The organism is Brenneria sp. L3-3C-1 (genome assembly GCF_016456245.1).
Taxonomy (GTDB): Bacteria; Pseudomonadota; Gammaproteobacteria; order Enterobacterales; family Enterobacteriaceae; genus Brenneria.
Window position 1 is genome coordinate 738,806 of sequence record NZ_JAEMHF010000001.1, and the last position, 19,239, is coordinate 758,044.

Sequence of the window (19,239 nt, forward strand, 5' to 3'; positions counted from 1 at the left end):
CGGGACAAGGCATCGCCGCCTTGTCCCGGCGCCACGAAAATTCGGCTTAACCCACCGGATTATCGTTGCGCAGCCCATGAATTAAAGCGCTGTTCCAACTCTTCGCCGTGGTCGATCCAGAACTCCGTATCAACCTGCAAGGCCTGTGCCAGGTTCTCTGGCGCCGTCGGCAGGGTGGCGGCGACCGCGGGTTCAAGCATGCTGGTGGCCTTCACATGGGTCGGACCGTAAGGGATGTTTTCAGCAAACACTTTCTGATTTTCAGGCTGGTTGGCAAACGCAATAAACTGTTCCGCCAAATCCTTGCGCTTGGAACCTTTAACGATAGCCCAGCTGTCCAGATCGTAGAGGCTGTCCGTCCAGACGATCTTGAAGTCATGCCCTTCTTGCTGCGCGGATGCCACTCGACCGTTGTAGGCCGACGTCATCACCACATCGCCGGAAACCAGCCACTGTACGGGTTGCGCGCCGGATTCCCACCACTGAATATTGGATTTAATCTGATCCAGTTTCTTGAAGGCGCGGTCGACGCCGGCAGGCGTCGCCAGCACTTTATAGAGATCTTCCCGTTTCACGCCGTCGGCCAGCAACGCGATTTCCAGCGTGAATTTGGCGCTTTTACGCAGGGCGCGTTTTCCGGGGTAGGTTTGCACATCCCAAAAATCCGCCCAGTTTTTTGGCGCCTGTTGCAGTTTCTGCGCGTTATAGGTCAGCGCGGTCGACCACAGGAAGATCCCCGCGCCGCACTCTGACACTGAACCTTTTACAAACTGAGACTCATCGCCCAGCTTTGACCAGTCCAGCGGTTCAAATAAGCCTTCATTACAGCCGCGCAGCAGTTCCGGGCCTTCGACCTCAACCACGTCCCAGCCAATCTGACCGGTTTCCACCATTGCGCGGATACGGGCCATTTCACCGTTGTACTCGCCGGCTTCCACCGTGCCTTTACCGGCGGCGGCAAACGGTTTATAGAATGCTTTATCCTGCGCGTCCTTATTCAGGCCGCCAAAAGACACAACCGTTAAGGATTCCGCTTGAGCCTGACAGGCCATGGCGATAAGAAATGCGGATACGGCAACTTTCTTTAACCTTGTTTTGGTCTTAAACATAGTTTGGCTCCTGGAGTGTTAGTCAACGTAAAAATCGGCAATTACGCATCAGCTGTTTTTTGATGCATCATGTATCATATTTCAAGCATAAACCGTGCCATTTCAGCAATTTTATTAATGTTTGGTCATCATGACGGGTGGGAAAGGCCATGCAAAACGTCGTGATTAATACCTGAACGATCGCACTGTTTTTCTTTTACCTGCGTTGCCTTTTGATGGTGCATATTGCGATTTCCTTGCACCATAGGGTTGCGTGCGGGTTCTAGTGAACCGGCGTCAGCCATACCCGGCTGCCACCGGTTTTCCCAACATGATCTCCCCGATAAAAGCTATCGGGAAAGATCGACGCAGAGGTATTTCATTTCCAGATAATCTTCGATACCGAAACGCGATCCCTCACGTCCCAAACCGGACTGTTTCACCCCGCCGAACGGCGCCACTTCATTGGATATCAGGCCGGTGTTAATCCCCACCATGCCGTACTCCAACGCTTCCGGTACGGTCCATTGACGAATGGCGTCCCGCGTATAGACATACGCCGCCAGACCGAACTCGGTATCATTCGCCATAGCGACTACTTCCGCTTCATCGCTGAACTGAAACAGCGGGGCCACCGGGCCGAACGTTTCTTCACGGGCGAAACGCATATCACGGGTCACATCGCCGACAATCGTCGGGGTAAAGAACGTCCCCCCCAGTTCATGCGGCTTACCGCCCAACAGTAGTGTCGCTCCCTGCTTCAGCGCATCCGCGATGTGCTGCTGAACTTTATCGATGGCGTCCGCATCGATCAGCGGCCCCTGGGTCACGCCGGGTTGAGTGCCATCGCCGACTTTCAGCTTTTTGACTTCTTCAACCAGCTTTTCCACCAGCGCCGAATAAATCCCTGTTTGCACATAAATTCGGTTGGCGCATACACAGGTTTGCCCGCTGTTGCGGAATTTAGACGCCAGAATGCCTTTCACCGCCAAATCCACATCGGCATCGTCAAACACGATGAACGGCGCGTTGCCGCCCAGCTCCAGCGACAGTTTTTTCACCGTCGGCGCGCTTTGCGCCATTAAAATCCGGCCCACTTCGGTGGAGCCGGTAAAGCTCAGCTTACGCACCACCGGGCTATCGCACAGCACTTTGCCGACCGATTTGGAATCACCGGTAATCACCTGCAAGACGCCGCGAGGAATGCCCGCCTGTTGGGCCAGCTCACCCAGCGCCAGTGCGGTGAACGGCGTCTGCTCGGCCGGTTTGACAATCATGGTACAGCCCGCCGCCAGCGCCGGCGCCACCTTGCGGGTGATCATCGCCGCCGGGAAATTCCACGGCGTGATCGCCGCGCACACCCCGATAGGCTGTTTGATCACCAGCAAGCGCTGCTGCCCTTGCGGCGATTGCAGCACGCTGCCTTCAATGCGCTTGGCTTCTTCGGCGAACCAGTCGATGAACGAGGCGGCATAGGCGATTTCCCCGCGCGCTTCCGCCAGCGGTTTGCCCTGCTCCGCCGTAAGCAGAAGCGCCAGATCTTCCTGATTGTCCATAATCAGCCGCGACCAGGCTTGCATCGCCGCGGCGCGCTCTTTTCCGGTACGCTGACGCCAGCCGGTCAGCGCCTGTTCAGCCGCTGCAATGGCTTGCTCCGTCTGCCGCGGCGTCACCAAAGGAACGGTTCCCAGAACGTCGCCCGTCGCCGGGTTGGTCACGTCCAGCTTCTCACCGCTTTGGCTGTCATGCCATTCACCGTCAATTAAGCAGCTTTGGCGTAATAACTCTTTTTGTTTCAGTTGCATAGCGTTCCTTTTACTTCGTAAATACACGAGTCAGAATAGTCATCGCCTTGCTGAACTGATCGTCCGGAATCGTCAACGGGTGCAGGAAACGAATCACGTTGCCATGGATGCCGCAGGTCAGTAACAGCAGCCCCTGATTCAACGCTTCTTTTTGGAACTGGCGGGTAAGCTCAGCCGAGGGTTTGCCGGTCTGCGGATCGTTAAATTCAGCCGCCACCATTGAACCCTGAGCACGAATCGCCGCCAGCGCCGGACACTGCTGTTTGATTTTTTCCAGCGTTTCCACCAGCGCCGCTCCCAGACGTTGCGAGCGCTGACACAGCTTTTCCTCTTCAATCACGTCCAGCACCGCCAGCGCCGAGGCCACCGCCAGCGGGTTACCGGCATAAGTGCCGCCCAAACCGCCAGGGCCGGGCGCGTCCATAACGTCGGCGCGCCCTACTACGCCGGAGATGGGGAAACCGCCGCCCAGGCTTTTCGCCATGGTGATCAGGTCAGCCTGTTCAGTATAGTATTCCATCGCAAACAGCTTGCCGGTACGGGCAAACCCCGTTTGTACTTCATCGGCAATCAGCAAAATACCGTGCTCATCACACAGTTTGCGTAATGCGCTGATAAACTCGGGCGGCGCGACGTTGAAACCGCCTTCGCCCTGAACCGGCTCCAGCAGGATCGCCGCAACCTGATCCGCCGCGATGTCGGTATGCAGCAGACGGTCAATGCTTTCCAGCGACTGCGCGACGGTGATGCCCTGCTGCTCGCTCGGATACAGCGCATGGAAGATGGATCCAGGAAATGGCCCGAAACCGGTGGAATAAGGTGCCACTTTGCCGGTTAACGTCATGGTCAGCAGCGTGCGGCCGTGGAAGGCGGCATTAAACGCAATCACCCCGGGACGTTTGGTATAGGCGCGGGCGATTTTCACGGCGTTTTCCACCGCTTCAGCCCCGGTGGTGAAGAATGTGGTTTTTGCCGGGCCGTTAATCGGCGCCAGCGCATTGATGCGCTCGGCCAGATTGACGTAGCTGCCGTAAGGCACAATCTGATAAGCCGTGTGAGTGAAGCATTCCAGTTGTTCGCGCACCGCCGCCAAAATCTTGGGATGACGGTGGCCGGTGTTCAGTACGGCGATACCCGCAGCAAAATCGATAAACTCACGGCCCTCAACGTCCCACAGCGTGGCGTTTTCCGCCCGAGCGGCGTAGAAATCACACATCACTCCGACACCGCGCGGTGTGGCGGCCAAACGGCGTTGATTCAATTCGCTATTCTTCATTTCCTGCTCCGATTCTAAGAACACACCCAAACTCATTATATCCGTAGAGGCTATGTGATGCGTGGCGTCACATGTTTCTGTTGCTATTTATGCGCCAGTTGGTTCTATAATCCAGTGCCAGTTCTGAATATTTGAGGGATCCACTTTGCGCTCGTTATTAACCGACCTGTTGCTTCAGCGGCTAGGTGGCCAACAGGAAGGTACGCTGAATAAGCGTCTGTATGACAGTATCCGTCTGTCGATCCTCGACGGCGCCATCACCGCGGGCAGCAGGCTGCCCTCTTCACGCGATTTGGCGCAGGAGCTGTCGCTGTCGCGCAATACGGTGCTGGCGGCCTATGAACAGCTGCTGGCCGAAGGTTATATCGAGACCCGTACCGGCAGCGGCACTTTCGTCACGGAACAGCTGCCCGACGGCAATATGACCCCGGTGCGGGATGAGCGGGAATCCTCCTCCCGCCTGCCGGTGCAGGAGCTGTCGCGCAGGGGGCTGCATCTGCTGGGCTATGCCGGTGCCTCCGCCCGGCAATGGGGCGCGTTTATGCCCGGAATTCCCGACATCGCCAGCTTTCCCCACGACCTGTGGCGCCGCATACAAACCCGCCTGACCCGGCGCGTCATCCCCGAACAGCTTTCTTATTCCCCTATCGGCGGCAACCCGGAGCTTCAGTTGGCGCTGGTGGATTATCTGCGCGTGGCGCGCTCGGTGGAATGTACGGCCGAACAGATTTTAATCACCGAAGGCACCCATCAGGCCATGGATTTACTGGCGAAAATGCTGTGTAACCCCGGCGATTTAGCCTGGATTGAAGATCCCTGTTATTGGGGGATGCGTAATGTGCTGACGATTAACGGACTGCGGGTGGCGCCGATTGATGTGGACGATCAGGGCATGGTGCCGCCGGATACGGTATCGCCGCAGTCAACGCCCCGGTTAATCTGCGTGACGCCGTCGCACCAGTATCCGTTAGGCGCCGTGATGAGCCTGGCGCGCCGTCAATGGCTGTTGACCCTGGCGCAGGAGCACGGCTGCTGGGTGGTGGAAGATGATTACGACAGCGAATTTCGCTTCTCCGGCAACCCGATCCCCGCGCTGCAAGGGTTGCAGACCCAGTCGCCGGTGATCTATATCGGCACCTTCAGCAAAACCCTGTATCCCGGCCTGCGCGTCAGTTATATGGTGCTGCCGCCGCAGCTGGCGCAGGAACTGAAAATCGCCCACGCCGAACTCTATCGCGGCGGCCACTGGCTGACGCAGGCCACCCTCAGCCAGTTCATTCAGGAAGGTCACTACGCCGCGCATATTCGCCGAATGCGGCTGCTGTACGCCAGGCGCCGCGCCCTGCTGACCGAACTGATCGAACAATATCTGGGGGCGGACTATGTCGGCGACAACAGTAATGCCGGGCTGCATATGCTGCTGAAGCTGCCGGCGAATATCGATGATGTCCTGCTCAGCTCGCGTATTCTTCGACAAGGGGTGATGGTAAAACCGCTGTCCAGTTATTACCTGCGGCCGACCAATCAGCGGGGGTTATTACTGGGTTATGCCTGCGTTGAAGAGTCTAAAATGAGCGATGCGTTTGCCGTTATCGTCGAGTGCATTCAGGCGCTGAAACACGCCGCTTTGGCCCCCTGATCAGTCTGCTTTTTATGCACCATTATGGAGCCACTCTATAAGTAGCATTCACCATAATGGGGCAACACCACATCTCCATTTTCCGCCCTATCGGTTTTAACTCCCTCGTAATGCTCAGTTTTACTAAAGTCGGCATGATTTATGCATTCAACTTATTTAAGATACAGTCACCGCGAGAGAATGGAAGAATGAGAAATTATGTCAGCTTCAAGAACATCCAGAAAACCTACGATGGCGATCGTTTAGTGGTGAAAAACCTGAATCTGGATATCCATGAAGGCGAATTTCTGACCCTGCTTGGCCCTTCTGGTTCAGGAAAAACCACCAGTCTGATGATGCTGGCCGGATTTGAAAACCCGACTCAGGGCGAAATTCTGCTGCGTGATACGCCGCTGCATCACCTTCCCCCCCACCAGCGCGGTATCGGTATGGTATTCCAGAATTATGCCCTGTTCCCGCACATGACCGTGGCGGAGAACCTGGCGTTTCCGCTGTCGATACGTCGTTTGAGCCGCGTAGATATAAAAGAGAAAGTCGATCGGGTGCTCGATCGCGTCAAGCTGACCAATCTGGCCGACCGCTATCCGGCACAAATGTCCGGCGGCCAGCAACAGCGTGTGGCGCTGGCCCGTGCGCTGGTGTTTGAACCGAAGCTGGTGTTGATGGACGAACCGCTGGGCGCGCTGGATAAACAGCTGCGCGAACATATGCAGTTGGAAATCAAAGAATTGCATCAGGCGCTGGAACTAACGGTAGTGTATGTCACGCACGATCAGAGCGAAGCGATGACGATGTCCAACCGGGTGGCGGTGTTCAACGACGGGATTATCCAGCAGATGGCCAGCCCCAGCGACATTTACGAAAAGCCGGAAAACGCATTTGTGGCGCAGTTTATCGGGGAAAACAATACGCTGCTCGCGACCCAGGCGGGTGCGGAGGGCGACTTCTATCGCGCCACGCTGGATGACGGCACCCAGTTACGGGCGCTGAAAGTGCGCCCCAGTTCACCGGGCAAAAAGATCACGTTGTGTATCCGCCCGGAACGGATCCGGATTAACGCCGAACACATCGCCGACGGCGCTCAGCAGGTGAAAGCGCGGATCCAACAGTTTATTTATCTGGGCGACCACGTACGGATGATGACGGAAGTCGCCGGCCAGCCGCAGTTTATGGTCAAACTGCCTGCCAGTGAAATCCAGCCGCACTGGAAACCCGGCTCGGAAGTCACCTTATCTTGGCACCCGGAGCACCTGCGCGCGCTGGATGTGATCACCACGCATTGATGGGATATGCCTTAGAAACGCCCCCTGCCTGGCAGGGGGCATTCTGTATACAACGAAACCGCCCCGTTTATTCGGGGCGGTTTGATCTTGCCGATGAATTAACTGCGGATTTTGCGATAGATCCACAGCACCACAATGGCGCCGATCACCGCGACAACGAAACTGCCAAAGTTAAAACCGTCTACCCGGCCGAAACCAAAGAAAGTGCTGATGTATCCCCCCACCACCGCACCCACAATACCGAGCACTATCGTCAGGAAAAAACCACCGCCGTCTTTACCGGGCATAATCCATTTCGCCAAAATACCCGCAATCAAGCCAAAAATTACCCAAGACAAAATTCCCATAATACCCTCGCTTTTTTAGTTCCATAACGCCCTTACCTTTCCAATCGATAAGACGCGAATCCAAGTATAGACAAGGATTGAAAAAACCGTCAGCCAGGCGCAGGAAAAAATCCGCGTCGTCGGCTGACGCGGGGATTACTCGTCAAGGGGGATAATCTCCACGCTATTGCTGATAATGGGTTTGCACAGAATCTTATAGCCATCGCTATCAAAATTCGTCGCCACCTGCTTCAGCGACGACGCATCCTGCAATTGCCGTACCGTCCCCAGGTAAAGCCAGTTATGAATGATATGGTAGTGCGTCATGCCCGGACGACTCTCTTTGATGGCGACCGGGCCGGGAAACGCCCAGCAAATCAGCCGTAAGGCGTCAAGCCGACCGCCCAGTCGACCCTGATGCGCCGTCAGCGACTCTTTACCGCAGCAGGCGCCCGCACACTTTTTCAGCGCGTGGCGAAAACAGGGTCTGCCGGCCGGTATCTTTTCGAGCCCCAATACCCCCAGACAAAGCTTTTCTTCATCGGCGATCGCTTTCAGCGTATTGAGGGCAGACATTCTGTTGCTGAATATCCCGTGCAGATTCGGAGTGGCGGAAAAATTCACCGTTTTCGCATAGACAACCTCCACGCTGACGCCGTCGAAGCGAATAGAACAGAGCTGACGCGACCTGCGCAGGCGTTTATTGAATAACGGCCCATGCTGTTTAATCATCTGCGCTTCCAGCAATAGCGCGCCGATTTCCCCTGCCGTTTCGATAAACGTGATACGCCGGGTCTGCCTTAACAGTTTGGCCTCGTTGCGTGTACGCATATGCGACATCACCCTCGCCCGAATATTGACGCTTTTGCCAATGTACAGCGGCAGGATATCGCTGCTGCCGTGGAACACATACACACCCGGCGCCGCCGGCAGCCCGACCAGGGCATCGCGCAGATGTTCCGGATATTGGTATATATCGGGCATTTTTTCAGGCACAATCATGACTTCACCACCCTTAACTCATCAATTCGCGTCGTATAGGCCGGAGACAACCGCTCCCTTTTCATCGACCAGCCGGGATTAATCCCCTGTCCGGCGAACCAGATTTTTCCTTTGCCCGAATGATTGATGCGATCAATCGTCGACATCAGCGACTCACTGTTCACATGCGGTTTCCTCGCATCAAACATGTCCAACTGCGCCACGCCGTGACGATAGAAATCGGACAGCACAACGCCCGCCTTGATATACCGATATCCCTGCGCCCAGATATGATCCAATGATTCAACGGCCAGAGAAATAATATCCCGGGTATCGTCGGTCGGCACGCGCGTCATGCGGGTAGCCTGATCGCCGTAATACGCCTCATATCCCACATGCGGGCTGGTACGGATAAAAACGGACACCTGACAGCAGTATTGCCGCTCGTGCCTCAGCTTCTCCGCCGCGCGTTCCGCATAGCGGCAAACCGCCTGACGCATATGCGCGTAGTCGGTAATGCGTGAACTGAACGACCGGGAACAGAGTATCTGCTGTTTCGCCGGCGCCAGTTCCTCCACCTCCAGACAAGACTGACCGCGCAGTTCCCTGACCGTTCTCTCCATCACTACGCTGAACGTTCTTCTGATATAGGCGAGGTCGCTGCGCGCCAGTTTTAACGCCGTATCAATGCCGGCCGATTCCAGCTTACGCGCCAGCCGCCGTCCGATCCCCCAGACGTCGCCGACAGGGGTGATCGCCAGCAGCTTTTCCTGTCGCACCGGGCTGGATAAATCCACAATGCCGCCGGTTTTCGCCCAGGTTTTCGCCGCATGGTTGGCCAGTTTAGCCAGAGTTTTGGTCGGGGCGATGCCCACGCCGACGGTCAGATGCGCCTCGCGCTTGATCCTCTCTTTCACCTGCCGGCCGAACTGTTCCAGCGACATACAGTGGCCAACGCCGGACAAATTAAGGAAAGCCTCATCGATACTGTAAATCTCCACCGCCGGCGCCATCTCCTCCAGAATGCTCATCACGCGGGCGGACATATCTGCGTACAGCGCATAATTGGAGGAGAAAACGGCGATATTGTATTTTTTGATCAGATCGCCTATTTGAAAAAACGGCGCGCCCATCTTCACCCCGAGGTTTTTTACCTCGTGGGAGCGCGCAATTACGCAGCCATCGTTATTGCTGAGCACAACCACCGGTTTTCCGACCAGATCCGGCCGAAAGACGGTCTCACAGCTGGCGTAAAACGCGTTCACATCCACCAGCGCGTACATTAGCGCGTCGCGTGTATGACATAGGTAACCACCCCGAAGATATCCAGGTTGGCGCTGTCGTTAATGGGGATCGGCGCGTAGGCGGCATTCATCGGCATCAGCGCCAGCGTTGGTCGTACCTGCAAGCGCTTGATGGTAAATTCGCCGTCAAGGGCGGCAATGACAATATCGTCGTGCCGCGCCTGCAATGAACTGTCGACCACCACCAGATCGCCATCATGGATGCAGCCCTCCACCATCGACTGGCCGGCGACCCGGACAAAATAGGTCGCCGCCGGATGGTGGACGCAAACCTTATTTAGGTCGATTCGCTGCTCGACATAATCATTGGCCGGGCTGGGAAACCCGGCCGGCACCGCATCGGCATAGAGATTGATCTCCAGCGCCTCGGGATGCGGATCAGGGATAAACCGTTGCATAGCGCCCCTTTAACTGTGTTTTTATACAGTGTAAATGGTGCGCGCCTGTAACGCAATCACCCAATCCGCGGTTGACACTCCACCGGGAAATTCACCGAATGGGCGATATAGCAGGCGTCATGCGCCAGTTTGTGCAGTTGCTCGTACTCATCAGCGGTAGGCTGTTTTTCGCCGCTGAAGCGCACCTGCGGGCGTAATGTCACCTTCAACATCGCCGTTTTGCCGGCTTGATTCACCCCCATCGTGCCGACAGCGTTGTCCTGATAATCATCGACGCAAAATTTATGTTGTGCGGCAATGGAGAGGAACCACAGCATATGGCAGCTCGACAGCGAAGCCACCAGCGCCTCTTCAGGATCGATCGCATCACTGACCGACATGGGCAACGGTACAACATGCGGTGAGGACGATGCGCGTAATCTGATGCCGCCATCGAACTGCCAGTGATGCAGCCGGCTATAGCGGTTATTGAGAAAAGGCTGCCCGTCGCGCTCCCAGGTTATTGATGCAATATATTCGGACACTATTCTGTTCCCTTAACTGTAAAGACTGATAACGCACAGCCACGAAGAAGACCCGTAGGGAGTAGATTATTCCTTTATGAGTCGGATTTTCCAGCGAATTTTTCTGCTCGCGCAAAACTAAACAATTCCTAAACGAGGGCGGCAATTATAGCTATTATCCTAATTAACGCAGCGTTGCTCTCGTTTAAACTGAGCAATTACCGCACTTGCCCGCTGTTATAACAGCGGTTGAATGAGGAACGACATGAAGAAAGTGAGTAAAGAGCGCTTTATCGGGCTGGAATGGCTGCGATTTCTGCTCGGCTGTTATGTGATGATTTATCACACCGTGCATATTTATCCCCAACGTGAGCGCGTGCCGTTTTTAAGTGAACTCACCAGCATGGGATTTTTTGCCACCAGCACGTTTTTTGTGCTGTCGGGCTTTTTATTGGCGCATGTTTACATCAAAGACGGACGCTTGCGCGAACCGGCCCGTCAGTTCTGGGCAAAACGTCTTTTTAATCTCTATCCGATTCATATTATCGCGTTGCTGGCCTCTATCGCCGTTGTCACTCTCATGCAATGGCTCGCAATTCCGCCGGAAGGACAGGTCGCCAGCGCTCGCTTTGTAATTTACGACACCAACGATCCGGCAGCCGATCCGCAGGCGTTGCGTCATTATATGACGAATACCCAATTGGCTTTTAACAGCTTCTTGCAGTTGTTAATGCTACAGGCATGGAACCCCTATTTTCTAACCTTCAATGCGCCGCTGTGGTCGCTTTCCACCCTGTTCTTCTTTTATATGACGTTCCCGTTGCTGGCGCCCCGGCTGCTCAACAGCCGCCATCCGTGGTTATGGATGGGGATTATTTGCCTATTGTATCTGCTGCCGCCGATCTGGGTCATCTGGCAGCAGCAATACGGCATGCCCTACACCGGCTTGTTACAACGCGGCCCCATTTTCCGTTTGCCCGAGTTTCTGGCCGGTATTCTGGGCTATGCCCTGTTCCGAAAATATCGTCAGCAAGGCGTCGAACCGCTCACTAAAGGCCAGCGTTATGCCGCGGCGCTTTTCATTGTCGCCAATTTTATCGTTGCCACCTGGCTTTTCACCCACGGTGAGGCGTATTGGTATTTCCTGCTGCACAACGGGTTATTATTGCCCGCTCAGGTTGGGTTGGTTTGCCTCAGCGCGCTGGCCCGCGATCCCAATAGCGAATGGCTGCGACACTGGTCGCCACGATTGGGCGCCGCATCGCTGTCCATTTTTGCGCTTCACGTACCGCTGTTTAATCTCTTCCGCACGATGGAACAATTGGTTAGGGGTAATCCGCTGGCCTGTTTCAGCGATTGGGATCAGTGTATCGCCGCCGCCGGGCAGGTTCAGTTATCCATGATGGGATATCTCATTTTCCTGCTATCCACCGTGGCGCTGTGCGTATTGTTCCAGGAGCGGATTGTTTTTCGTGTCCGGCAGTTCCTGACGGCACGCTTCCTGACTCCTCGCCCGCCATCCCGCTCGCGAAACGCGGCTTAACCCTGTCGACAGCTATAACGCAAATGTGATGAACATCGCGTTATAGCTGTTAATCATCAATCATATCTTTTATAACTATTTACATTCTAATCAATCGCGTTTTTGGGCTAGAGCATCCTTTCGATTCCTGTTACTGTTTGCGCTTCCGGACTGAACCGGTTCATTATTCATCGGCTGCACGTCTTAAATGACGTCTTTCAAAACCTGTCACCACTGTTTATCTGGCAAAATGACACTATCCAAACATGCAATATCTTCCCTGAGTCTGGTTATCGCCCTGGCGTCCACCGGCATTTCCCAAAGCCATGCCGATACCATTTGGTTGACCAATGGCGACAAACTCAGTGGTAAAATCACACTGCTTGACGGCGGTAAATTATTCATCACCTCCGACTATGCCGGTTCAATCTCCGTGGCATGGGACAAAGTGAAAACCTTCGAGACCGATCACGGTTTGGTGATTCAAGGGGAACGGTATAAGGAAGGCGAGCTGTATCCGGTGATTAAAGCCGGAGACAATCGCGCCATTATCGCCACGCCGTCGATTTCCAGCGAGGCAACCGGGCCGCAAACGCTACAGCTGTCGGAAATCACCTCCATTGTTGCACAGAAGCCGCTGGTACAGGACTTCACCATGAAAGGCAACATTGACGCAGGCATGGCGCATAAGAAAAGTTCGACCGAAACCGATAACTATGATGTGACCCTCAACACACAGGCCCGACATGGCACCTGGCGTCATAACCTTGACGGTAGTTACCATCTGGCTAAAGAAAACAATGTGGAAAGCACCAAGAATGCGGGCGGCGAATATGCGCTGGATAAATTCCTGGATGAACATTGGTTCTGGCAGGGGCGCTACCAGTACAAACGCGATTGGATAGAAAGCATTAAAATCAACCGCTCAATCGGTCTCGGCCCGGGTTATCAGTTCTGGGATAACGATCTTGGGGCGTTCTCGCTGACATCGCTGATCAGTTCTCAAACCTATGTCTATCAGACCAACGAGCAAGATAATTTCTACTCAGGCGGCATTAAGTGGGATTACAACCGCTATCTGTTCAGTAAATCGGTGCAGGCTTTCACCGGCGGTGAACTGGGTCGTTCTTTCGACGCTACCGCGCCGTTTTATCTGAAAGCCGATGCCGGTCTGCGCTTCAAGCTGACTGACTGGTCTTCCCTGAGTATGAAAGTGTCGCGCACCCGCATCGAAAGCGATCAGGGGAATGTTAACGATACGCTGTACACGATGGGTGTCGGCGTCGGCTGGTGATCCTCCGCGTTCTGCTTGGGATTCGATCGGCGAACGTCAGGGACAGGTCGTTCGTCGATTGTCTTTTCAGGCATTGCCGGTGTTATTAGCCGCGATCTGTTGCTGTAGCAAACGAACCCGCTGAGCCAGTTCGCTTAGCTCTTCATCGGCCATTCCGAAGTTCTTCAACGCATGTTCCAGCGCAAACAGATACTGTGCATTGGTTCCCAGCGGGCCGCTGGCCTGAGCAATCAACGGCGCAACCCGTTGAATGCAGGTGTCCTCTTCAACCAGCGGATGCGCCGGTTCCGAAACGAACACCAGAGCCGTGACGGTGTCACCGTTTTGCTGATGCAGTTCACACCACAGCGGGCGGTAACATCCGGTCAGCATTTCACGCTTCCACAGCAGTTCCAGATCCTCACGCAGCGACGATTCTGACAGACGAAAAGCCAAACCGGTGGTTTTCCCGCCCGGTTTCAGCGCCAGCATACGACCAGGACAGCTAACCGTGCCCCTGCCAAGGGTCAAACGCAAGCAAAAAGCCCGATGCCAGTTGTGCAAGGTGGCCAGACAGGCTTCTTCCGCATCAAAAATCGGGTTCCACATCAGTGAGCCGTAGCCGAATACCCAGACAGGACTGCAATCGGGGCGACGGGCCAGCGTTTTCTCCAGCGAATCAGCACGTTGTTGCGGCGTAAGTAATAAGGTTTCCTCAATCGATCCAAAAGACGTTCTACAATCTGCTTTCTGCAAAAAATCGCGTGTCAACACGGCTATATAACCCCCGAACCCTATCCTTTTCTACTTCTACCCATTTGGCCTGTTGTCGTTCCATCCTTAAAACCCAACACTGTCGCTTGGTTAATTTTACGACAGCAACGACACTGAGATTATTCATTTCCGGCATCGCAATCAAGTTTGATGTCGTTCACAAAAACACAAAAGCGCACGATTGCGTCATTTACGCGGATAATTCGCTCTCCCCGCTCTCTAGGTAACATAGATCGGCCAATCGTTTCGCCGGTTAACAGATTTTTGTATCAGGAACCCCATTCTTATCCGGCGCGTAAAATACAAACCTGCTAAGGTTAATCCACACGGATCGCGGGTGCAATGCAGGTCACAAACGCTCGGTTTATCCAAGTCCGGCGCGATGGCGGATATAAGAGGAATCAGCTTTATGCGGCTCCTTACTGGCGAGAAGGACTAAATAAAGAGGCTTATCAGCATAAACCCTACGATATCATGGACAATTATGCTGATTAGCTATAAAAAAAATAATTAATATTATATAGATAGGGAGAAGATTAACGATATTCTCCCTTTTCATTTTAATTACCGCTCAAAGCGTAAAAATCGGTAAAAAGTCCGCGAGCCATTAGAGAATCTGTTAATCTACAGGTTCTTTTTTTACGCTATAACTACTTTTTAGTAACGTCTTTGCCGAAAAGAAAAGAAAAACTGATGACATTCCGTTTTTTATGCCATAGCGCATAATTCCGTTGGATAAGGAGAACCCCGCAATGAAGTCTTACACTGAGGTTGTCAAAACCCGCCATCAGGAATATTCACTTATTCTGCCGATAGCCGCGCTGATCGTTCTGTTCCTGTGGGGGGGCACACAAGATTTCCTCGCCATTCTGGGTATTAACTTACTGGCTTTAGCCGGGATCCTTTTCAGCGCCTTTAGCGTTGTCCGCCATGCCGACGTGCTGGCTCATCGCTTGGGCGAACCCTACGGTTCACTGATCCTAAGCCTGTCGGTGGTCATTCTTGAAGTCAGCCTGATTTCAGCCTTGATGGCGACCGGCGACGCAGGCCCGGATCTGATGCGCGACACGCTCTATTCAATTATCGTGATCGTCACCGGTGGTCTGGTCGGCTTTGCGCTGCTGCTGGGCGGCCGCAAGTTTGCGACGCAATACGTCAACCTGAGCGGTATTAAACAGTATTTAATGGCGATTTTTCCGCTGTCGGTGATTGTGCTGGTTTTCCCCAGCGCCTTGCCTGAAGGAAATTTCAGCGTGACGCAATCCCTGCTGGTTGCGCTGATTTCCGCCGCGATGTATGGCGTATTTCTGCTGATCCAAACCCGTACTCACCAAAGCCTGTTTGTCTATGAGCATGAAGATGAAGGCGACGACGACGCTCATCATGGCAAGCCGTCGGCGCACAGTTCGCTGTGGCACACGGCATGGTTGCTGATCCACCTGATTGCCGTTATCAGCGTCACCAAGATGGACTCGCAGCCGCTGGAAGCCCTGTTGACGGAAATGAATGCGCCGGCACAGTTTACCGGCTTCCTGGTCGCCTTGCTGATTCTGTCGCCTGAAGGGTTGGGCGCAATCCGTGCGGTACTGAAAAATCAGGTACAGCGGGCGATGAATCTGTTTTTCGGCTCGGTTCTGGCTACCATTTCATTGACCGTCCCCGCCGTGACCATCATCGCCATGATCACCGGCCAGACGCTGAACTTCGGTCTGGATATGCCGCATATCGTGGTGATGCTGGCCGTGCTGGTGCTATGTCACATTACGTTTTCAACCGGCAGAACCAATGTCCTGAGCGGCAGCGCACATCTGGCGCTGTTCGCCGCCTATCTGATGACCATCATGCTTTAATCGCCCCGCCTGCCGACACTGTATTCCCGCAGTGTCGGCCTGCCTCAATCCGCTTACCTTTGATGTATATCTGGATCTTCCAAGCACATCCGGCGTATCGTATATAGCGCATTTCTACGACGGACCCAGCCGGCCCGCCATTTTTGTTTCTTCTTTTATTGGTTCTCTCTTAGATGAAAACGCATGGAATTAACGGTATCAAACCGTTCAGCGCCCTGATCGAGGCGTGCTGGCGCGAAAAATATACACTTCAACGTTTTACCCAGGACATTATTGCAGGGATCACGGTTGGGATTATTGCCATCCCGCTGGCAATGGCGCTGGCTATCGCCAGCGGCGTTCCTCCTCAATATGGTTTATATACCGCGGCGATTGCCGGGATCGTCGTCGCGGTCAGCGGCGGCTCCCGCTATAGCGTTTCCGGCCCGACGGCGGCTTTTGTCGTCATCCTTTATCCCGTATCGCAACAGTTCGGCCTGTCTGGCTTGCTGGTCGCCACCTTGCTTTCCGGCGTGTTTCTGCTGCTGATGGGAATATGCCGTCTCGGGCGCTTAATCGAATATATTCCGCTGTCGGTCACCCTCGGTTTTACCTCGGGGATCGCGATTACCATCGGTACGATGCAAATCAAGGACTTCTTCGGTTTGCAGATGGCCGTGGTGCCCGAACACTATGTTGAAAAAGTCTCAGCGATGGCCCAGTCTCTGCCCACCTTACAAATTGGCGATACGCTGATTGGCGTCGCCACGCTGCTGGTGCTGATCGGCTGGCCCAAACTGGGGATCCGCTTGCCGGGCCATCTGCCGGCATTGCTGGCGGGCGTTGCGGTAATGGGCGTGGTGTCGCTGTTTGGCGGCGAGGTGGCGACCATCGGGTCTCGTTTCAGCTATCTGCTTGCCGATGGCACACAAGGCCAGGGCATTCCGCCTATCCTGCCGCAGCTTGTTCTGCCCTGGGATGTCGTGACGCCCGGCGGTCAGTCCATGAAACTCGACTGGCAGAGTATCTCAGCCCTGCTGCCCGCGGCGTTTTCAATGGCCATGCTGGGGGCCATTGAATCTTTGCTGTGCGCCGTGGTGTTGGATGGCATGACCGGCAGAAAACACAACTCGAACGCCGAACTGATGGGACAAGGCTTTGGCAATATCATCGCTCCGTTCTTCGGCGGCATTACCGCCACCGCCGCCATCGCCCGTTCGGCGGCGAATGTTCGCGCCGGCGCCACATCGCCGGTGTCCGCCATTGTCCACTCGCTGCTGGTGTTGCTGGCCTTGCTGGTGCTGGCGCCCTGGCTGTCTTACCTGCCGCTGGCGGCGATGGCCTCGCTGCTGCTGATCGTCGCCTGGAATATGAGTGAAGCGCATAAGGTAATCGACCTGCTGCGTCATGGGCCGAAAGACGACATCATCGTGATGCTGCTGTGCATGTCGCTGACCGTTTTGTTCGATATGGTGATCGCCATCACCGTCGGAATTGTGCTGGCTTCGCTGCTGTTTATGCGGCGCATCGCTCAGATGACCAAATTGAGTGAATTGCCGGAAACCCGGGAACCGGAGCAATTGGTGCTGCGCGTCAACGGCCCGCTGTTCTTTGCCGCCGCCGAGCGTATCTTTAATGATTTGATGATGCGCAGTGAAAATTACCAAACCATCATTCTGCAATGGGATGCCGTTTCGGTACTGGACGCCGGAGGCTTGAACGCCCTTCTGCGCTTTAGCGACGCCTTACCGGCAGGTAAACACCTCATCATTACCGATATTCCGTTCCAGCCGTTGAAAACGCTGGCCCGTGCGAATGTGCACCCCGTCGAAGGCCGTCTTAGCTTTTACGGCTCTTTGGCGCAGGCGCTTGAAGTAACGGCGGAAGAAAGAAAAACAGCGGTCGCGGGATGACACGAAAACCTCGGCCGGACGACATGTTTTTTTAGTGAGGCACGGCGGGTAAATCGAGACGAACGGACAGACGATCGTCGCGTTGGGTTAATGACAGCGAGTCATGGAACTCCTCGCCAATTACGCTCAATTGCTCGTGCGTCAGCGGGTAAGGCAACTGGATGTCAAAAGCGTCCAGCCCCTGACGCCGGGCCAGCGCAATCAGCCTGACAATATTGGTTTCATCACTCACCTGCGTGGACAAGACCTGCAAGGCGAGCACTTTCAGCCGATCTTTGGGTGCCGTCTGTCTGGCTAACGGCGCTTTCGTCACCATGCCGAAAATCGGCAACACGCCATACATGGCATCCATGAAACGCCAGCGCTTATTGCATAGCGCGGCCAGATAATCTGTGTAATCGATACAGATTTTTTCACTGGAATATACAGATTCAGGGCGACGCGTTTCCATTCCCCTTTACACCTCTCTACCAGTGGATTTATCGCACATTTTCACCACAAAACCCTATCATGCAAGATAGTTTATTCAGGTATATTGTCACGGTTTATTGTCGTGTTACCAGCCAATTCAGGAGTATTGACTGTGGCAACTTTTCCTTCCGCCCCCGTATTGATTACCGGCGGCGCCCGACGCATCGGGCTGGCCTTGGCTCGCTCATTTCTGGCGCGGGACATCCCGGTCATCATCAGCAGACGCACGCCTTATCCCGAGCTTGAGGCATTAGCGCAACAGGGCGCGGTCTGTCTGCCGGCTGATTTCTCCACCACCGAGCAGATTTATACGTTCGCCGAGCAGATCAAAACCTTGACGCCGCATCTGCGGGCGATTATCCATAACGCCAGTAGCTGGCAGGCGGAAAGTGCCGATATTCCACCGGAAAAGACGCTGGCGGATATGCTCCAGATCCATGTTTATACCCCCTATCTGCTCAATCAGTTGCTGGAGCCCTGCCTGTGCGGTCAAGGCGTCGCCGGCGCTGATATTATTCATCTGACCGACTTTGTGGTGGAAAAAGGCAGTGATAAACATATCGCCTATGCCGCCAGTAAAGCCGCGCTGGATAATATGACCCGTTCCTTTGCCCGTAAACTGGCGCCCGAAGTCAAAGTTAATGCCATCGCCCCCGCGCTGATCATGTTTCATCCCCATGATGATGCGCAATATCGCCGGCAGGCGCTGGATAAATCCCTGATGAAAATCGCGCCAGGCGAAGAGGAAATTGTGCGGCTCGTCGACTACCTGCTCGCCAGCCGCTATATCACCGGAGAAACCATCGCGCTGGATGGCGGCCGGCCGCTGCGTTGAGATAACAATCGGCCGGCGG

At 54.6% G+C, this 19,239-nt stretch carries 17 protein-coding genes and 1 pseudogene; 8 read left to right on the forward strand and 10 right to left on the reverse strand.

Translation table 11 applies throughout. From position 1 onward, the window contains the following. Nucleotides 1–59: 59 nt before the first annotated feature. From JG725_RS03405 to JG725_RS03415, 3 genes are all read right to left on the reverse strand, one after another. Nucleotides 60–1,109, reverse strand: a complete 1,050-nt coding sequence (locus JG725_RS03405; RefSeq protein ID WP_172289412.1) for an ABC transporter substrate-binding protein — start codon at nt 1,107–1,109, stop codon at nt 60–62. Nucleotides 1,110–1,438: 329 nt separating this feature from the next. Next, nucleotides 1,439–2,893: an NAD-dependent succinate-semialdehyde dehydrogenase gene (locus JG725_RS03410; RefSeq protein ID WP_172289411.1), complete on the reverse strand. Its 1,455-nt coding sequence runs from the start codon at nt 2,891–2,893 to the stop codon at nt 1,439–1,441. 10 nt (nt 2,894–2,903) lie between these two features. Beyond that, on the reverse strand, nt 2,904–4,169 hold the full coding sequence (locus JG725_RS03415) for a 4-aminobutyrate--2-oxoglutarate transaminase (protein ID WP_199376574.1): 1,266 nt from the start codon (nt 4,167–4,169) through the stop codon (nt 2,904–2,906). Nucleotides 4,170–4,314: 145 nt separating this feature from the next. On the opposite strand from JG725_RS03415, the gene JG725_RS03420 reads away from it, so the two are divergent. Both JG725_RS03420 and JG725_RS03425 read left to right on the forward strand, forming a co-directional pair. After that, a complete protein-coding gene (locus JG725_RS03420; RefSeq protein ID WP_199376576.1) occupies nt 4,315–5,808 on the forward strand; it encodes a PLP-dependent aminotransferase family protein in 1,494 nt (497 codons plus the stop codon). 188 nt (nt 5,809–5,996) lie between these two features. Further along, the gene (locus JG725_RS03425; RefSeq protein ID WP_172289408.1) at nt 5,997–7,091 is read left to right on the forward strand and encodes an ABC transporter ATP-binding protein; all 1,095 of its coding nucleotides are present in this window, start codon (nt 5,997–5,999) and stop codon (nt 7,089–7,091) included. Nucleotides 7,092–7,189: 98 nt separating this feature from the next. Here JG725_RS03425 and JG725_RS03430 read toward each other — a convergent pair whose 3' ends face one another. The 5 genes from JG725_RS03430 to JG725_RS20605 all read right to left on the reverse strand — a co-directional run bounded on the left by JG725_RS03430 (nt 7,190) and on the right by JG725_RS20605 (nt 10,624). Next, nucleotides 7,190–7,438 (reverse strand): GlsB/YeaQ/YmgE family stress response membrane protein, encoded by a 249-nt coding sequence (locus tag JG725_RS03430; RefSeq protein ID WP_172289407.1) that lies wholly within the window; start codon nt 7,436–7,438, stop codon nt 7,190–7,192. A 135-nt stretch (nt 7,439–7,573) separates the two neighbouring features. Continuing rightward, nucleotides 7,574–8,419, reverse strand: a complete 846-nt coding sequence (gene cho / locus JG725_RS03435; RefSeq protein WP_199376578.1) for an excinuclease Cho — start codon at nt 8,417–8,419, stop codon at nt 7,574–7,576. Further along, a complete protein-coding gene (gene umuC, locus JG725_RS03440; protein WP_172289405.1) occupies nt 8,416–9,681 on the reverse strand; it encodes a translesion error-prone DNA polymerase V subunit UmuC in 1,266 nt (421 codons plus the stop codon). Before umuC ends, cho begins: the two co-directional genes overlap by 4 nt. Then, nucleotides 9,681–10,100, reverse strand: coding sequence for a translesion error-prone DNA polymerase V autoproteolytic subunit (gene umuD, locus JG725_RS03445; protein WP_199376580.1), 420 nt, complete (start codon nt 10,098–10,100; stop codon nt 9,681–9,683). The genes umuC and umuD overlap by 1 nt, the downstream gene beginning before the upstream one ends. A gap of 56 nt (nt 10,101–10,156) precedes the next feature. Further along, nucleotides 10,157–10,624, reverse strand: a complete 468-nt coding sequence (locus tag JG725_RS20605; protein WP_199376582.1) for an OsmC family protein — start codon at nt 10,622–10,624, stop codon at nt 10,157–10,159. 244 nt (nt 10,625–10,868) lie between these two features. On the opposite strand from JG725_RS20605, the gene JG725_RS03455 reads away from it, so the two are divergent. Further along, nucleotides 10,869–12,146, forward strand: coding sequence for an acyltransferase (locus JG725_RS03455; protein WP_172289402.1), 1,278 nt, complete (start codon nt 10,869–10,871; stop codon nt 12,144–12,146). A 229-nt stretch (nt 12,147–12,375) separates the two neighbouring features. Further along, nucleotides 12,376–13,419, forward strand: a complete 1,044-nt coding sequence (locus JG725_RS03460) for a DUF481 domain-containing protein (RefSeq protein WP_172289401.1) — start codon at nt 12,376–12,378, stop codon at nt 13,417–13,419. 66 nt (nt 13,420–13,485) lie between these two features. On the opposite strand, the gene JG725_RS03465 is transcribed toward JG725_RS03460, so the two are convergent. After that, nucleotides 13,486–14,172: a gamma-glutamylcyclotransferase gene (locus JG725_RS03465; RefSeq protein WP_172289400.1), complete on the reverse strand. Its 687-nt coding sequence runs from the start codon at nt 14,170–14,172 to the stop codon at nt 13,486–13,488. 372 nt (nt 14,173–14,544) lie between these two features. On the opposite strand from JG725_RS03465, the pseudogene JG725_RS20840 reads away from it, so the two are divergent. The 3 genes and pseudogenes from JG725_RS20840 to dauA form a co-directional block, all read left to right on the forward strand. Next, a pseudogene (locus JG725_RS20840) lies at nt 14,545–14,667 on the forward strand (siderophore-interacting protein); the annotation flags it as partial. A 257-nt stretch (nt 14,668–14,924) separates the two neighbouring features. Continuing rightward, on the forward strand, nt 14,925–16,022 hold the full coding sequence (gene chaA / locus JG725_RS03470) for a sodium-potassium/proton antiporter ChaA (protein WP_199376584.1): 1,098 nt from the start codon (nt 14,925–14,927) through the stop codon (nt 16,020–16,022). Between the two features lie 173 nt (nt 16,023–16,195). Beyond that, nucleotides 16,196–17,914: a C4-dicarboxylic acid transporter DauA gene (dauA, locus tag JG725_RS03475; RefSeq protein WP_172289398.1), complete on the forward strand. Its 1,719-nt coding sequence runs from the start codon at nt 16,196–16,198 to the stop codon at nt 17,912–17,914. 31 nt (nt 17,915–17,945) lie between these two features. Here the strand turns inward: dauA and JG725_RS03480 are convergent, their stop codons facing one another. Continuing rightward, on the reverse strand, nt 17,946–18,365 hold the full coding sequence (locus JG725_RS03480; protein ID WP_172289397.1) for a hypothetical protein: 420 nt from the start codon (nt 18,363–18,365) through the stop codon (nt 17,946–17,948). A 132-nt stretch (nt 18,366–18,497) separates the two neighbouring features. On the opposite strand from JG725_RS03480, the gene folM reads away from it, so the two are divergent. After that, the gene (gene folM, locus JG725_RS03485) at nt 18,498–19,220 is read left to right on the forward strand and encodes a dihydromonapterin reductase (RefSeq protein WP_199376586.1); all 723 of its coding nucleotides are present in this window, start codon (nt 18,498–18,500) and stop codon (nt 19,218–19,220) included. Nucleotides 19,221–19,239 lie beyond the last annotated feature (19 nt).

What these genes read in the sequence shown, in the direction of transcription:
- JG725_RS03405 (WP_172289412.1), bottom strand. Translation starts at nt 1,109, where the DNA reads ATGTTTAAGACCAAAACAAGGTTAAAGAAAGTTGCCGTATCCGCATTT.
- JG725_RS03410 (WP_172289411.1), bottom strand. Translation starts at nt 2,893, where the DNA reads ATGCAACTGAAACAAAAAGAGTTATTACGCCAAAGCTGCTTAATTGAC.
- JG725_RS03415 (WP_199376574.1), bottom strand. Translation starts at nt 4,169, where the DNA reads ATGAAGAATAGCGAATTGAATCAACGCCGTTTGGCCGCCACACCGCGC.
- JG725_RS03425 (WP_172289408.1), top strand. Translation starts at nt 5,997, where the DNA reads ATGAGAAATTATGTCAGCTTCAAGAACATCCAGAAAACCTACGATGGC.
- JG725_RS03430 (WP_172289407.1), bottom strand. Translation starts at nt 7,438, where the DNA reads ATGGGAATTTTGTCTTGGGTAATTTTTGGCTTGATTGCGGGTATTTTG.
- cho (WP_199376578.1), bottom strand. Translation starts at nt 8,419, where the DNA reads ATGATTGTGCCTGAAAAAATGCCCGATATATACCAATATCCGGAACAT.
- umuC (WP_172289405.1), bottom strand. Translation starts at nt 9,681, where the DNA reads ATGTACGCGCTGGTGGATGTGAACGCGTTTTACGCCAGCTGTGAGACC.
- umuD (WP_199376580.1), bottom strand. Translation starts at nt 10,100, where the DNA reads ATGCAACGGTTTATCCCTGATCCGCATCCCGAGGCGCTGGAGATCAAT.
- JG725_RS03455 (WP_172289402.1), top strand. Translation starts at nt 10,869, where the DNA reads ATGAAGAAAGTGAGTAAAGAGCGCTTTATCGGGCTGGAATGGCTGCGA.
- JG725_RS03460 (WP_172289401.1), top strand. Translation starts at nt 12,376, where the DNA reads ATGACACTATCCAAACATGCAATATCTTCCCTGAGTCTGGTTATCGCC.
- chaA (WP_199376584.1), top strand. Translation starts at nt 14,925, where the DNA reads ATGAAGTCTTACACTGAGGTTGTCAAAACCCGCCATCAGGAATATTCA.
- dauA (WP_172289398.1), top strand. Translation starts at nt 16,196, where the DNA reads ATGAAAACGCATGGAATTAACGGTATCAAACCGTTCAGCGCCCTGATC.
- JG725_RS03480 (WP_172289397.1), bottom strand. Translation starts at nt 18,365, where the DNA reads ATGGAAACGCGTCGCCCTGAATCTGTATATTCCAGTGAAAAAATCTGT.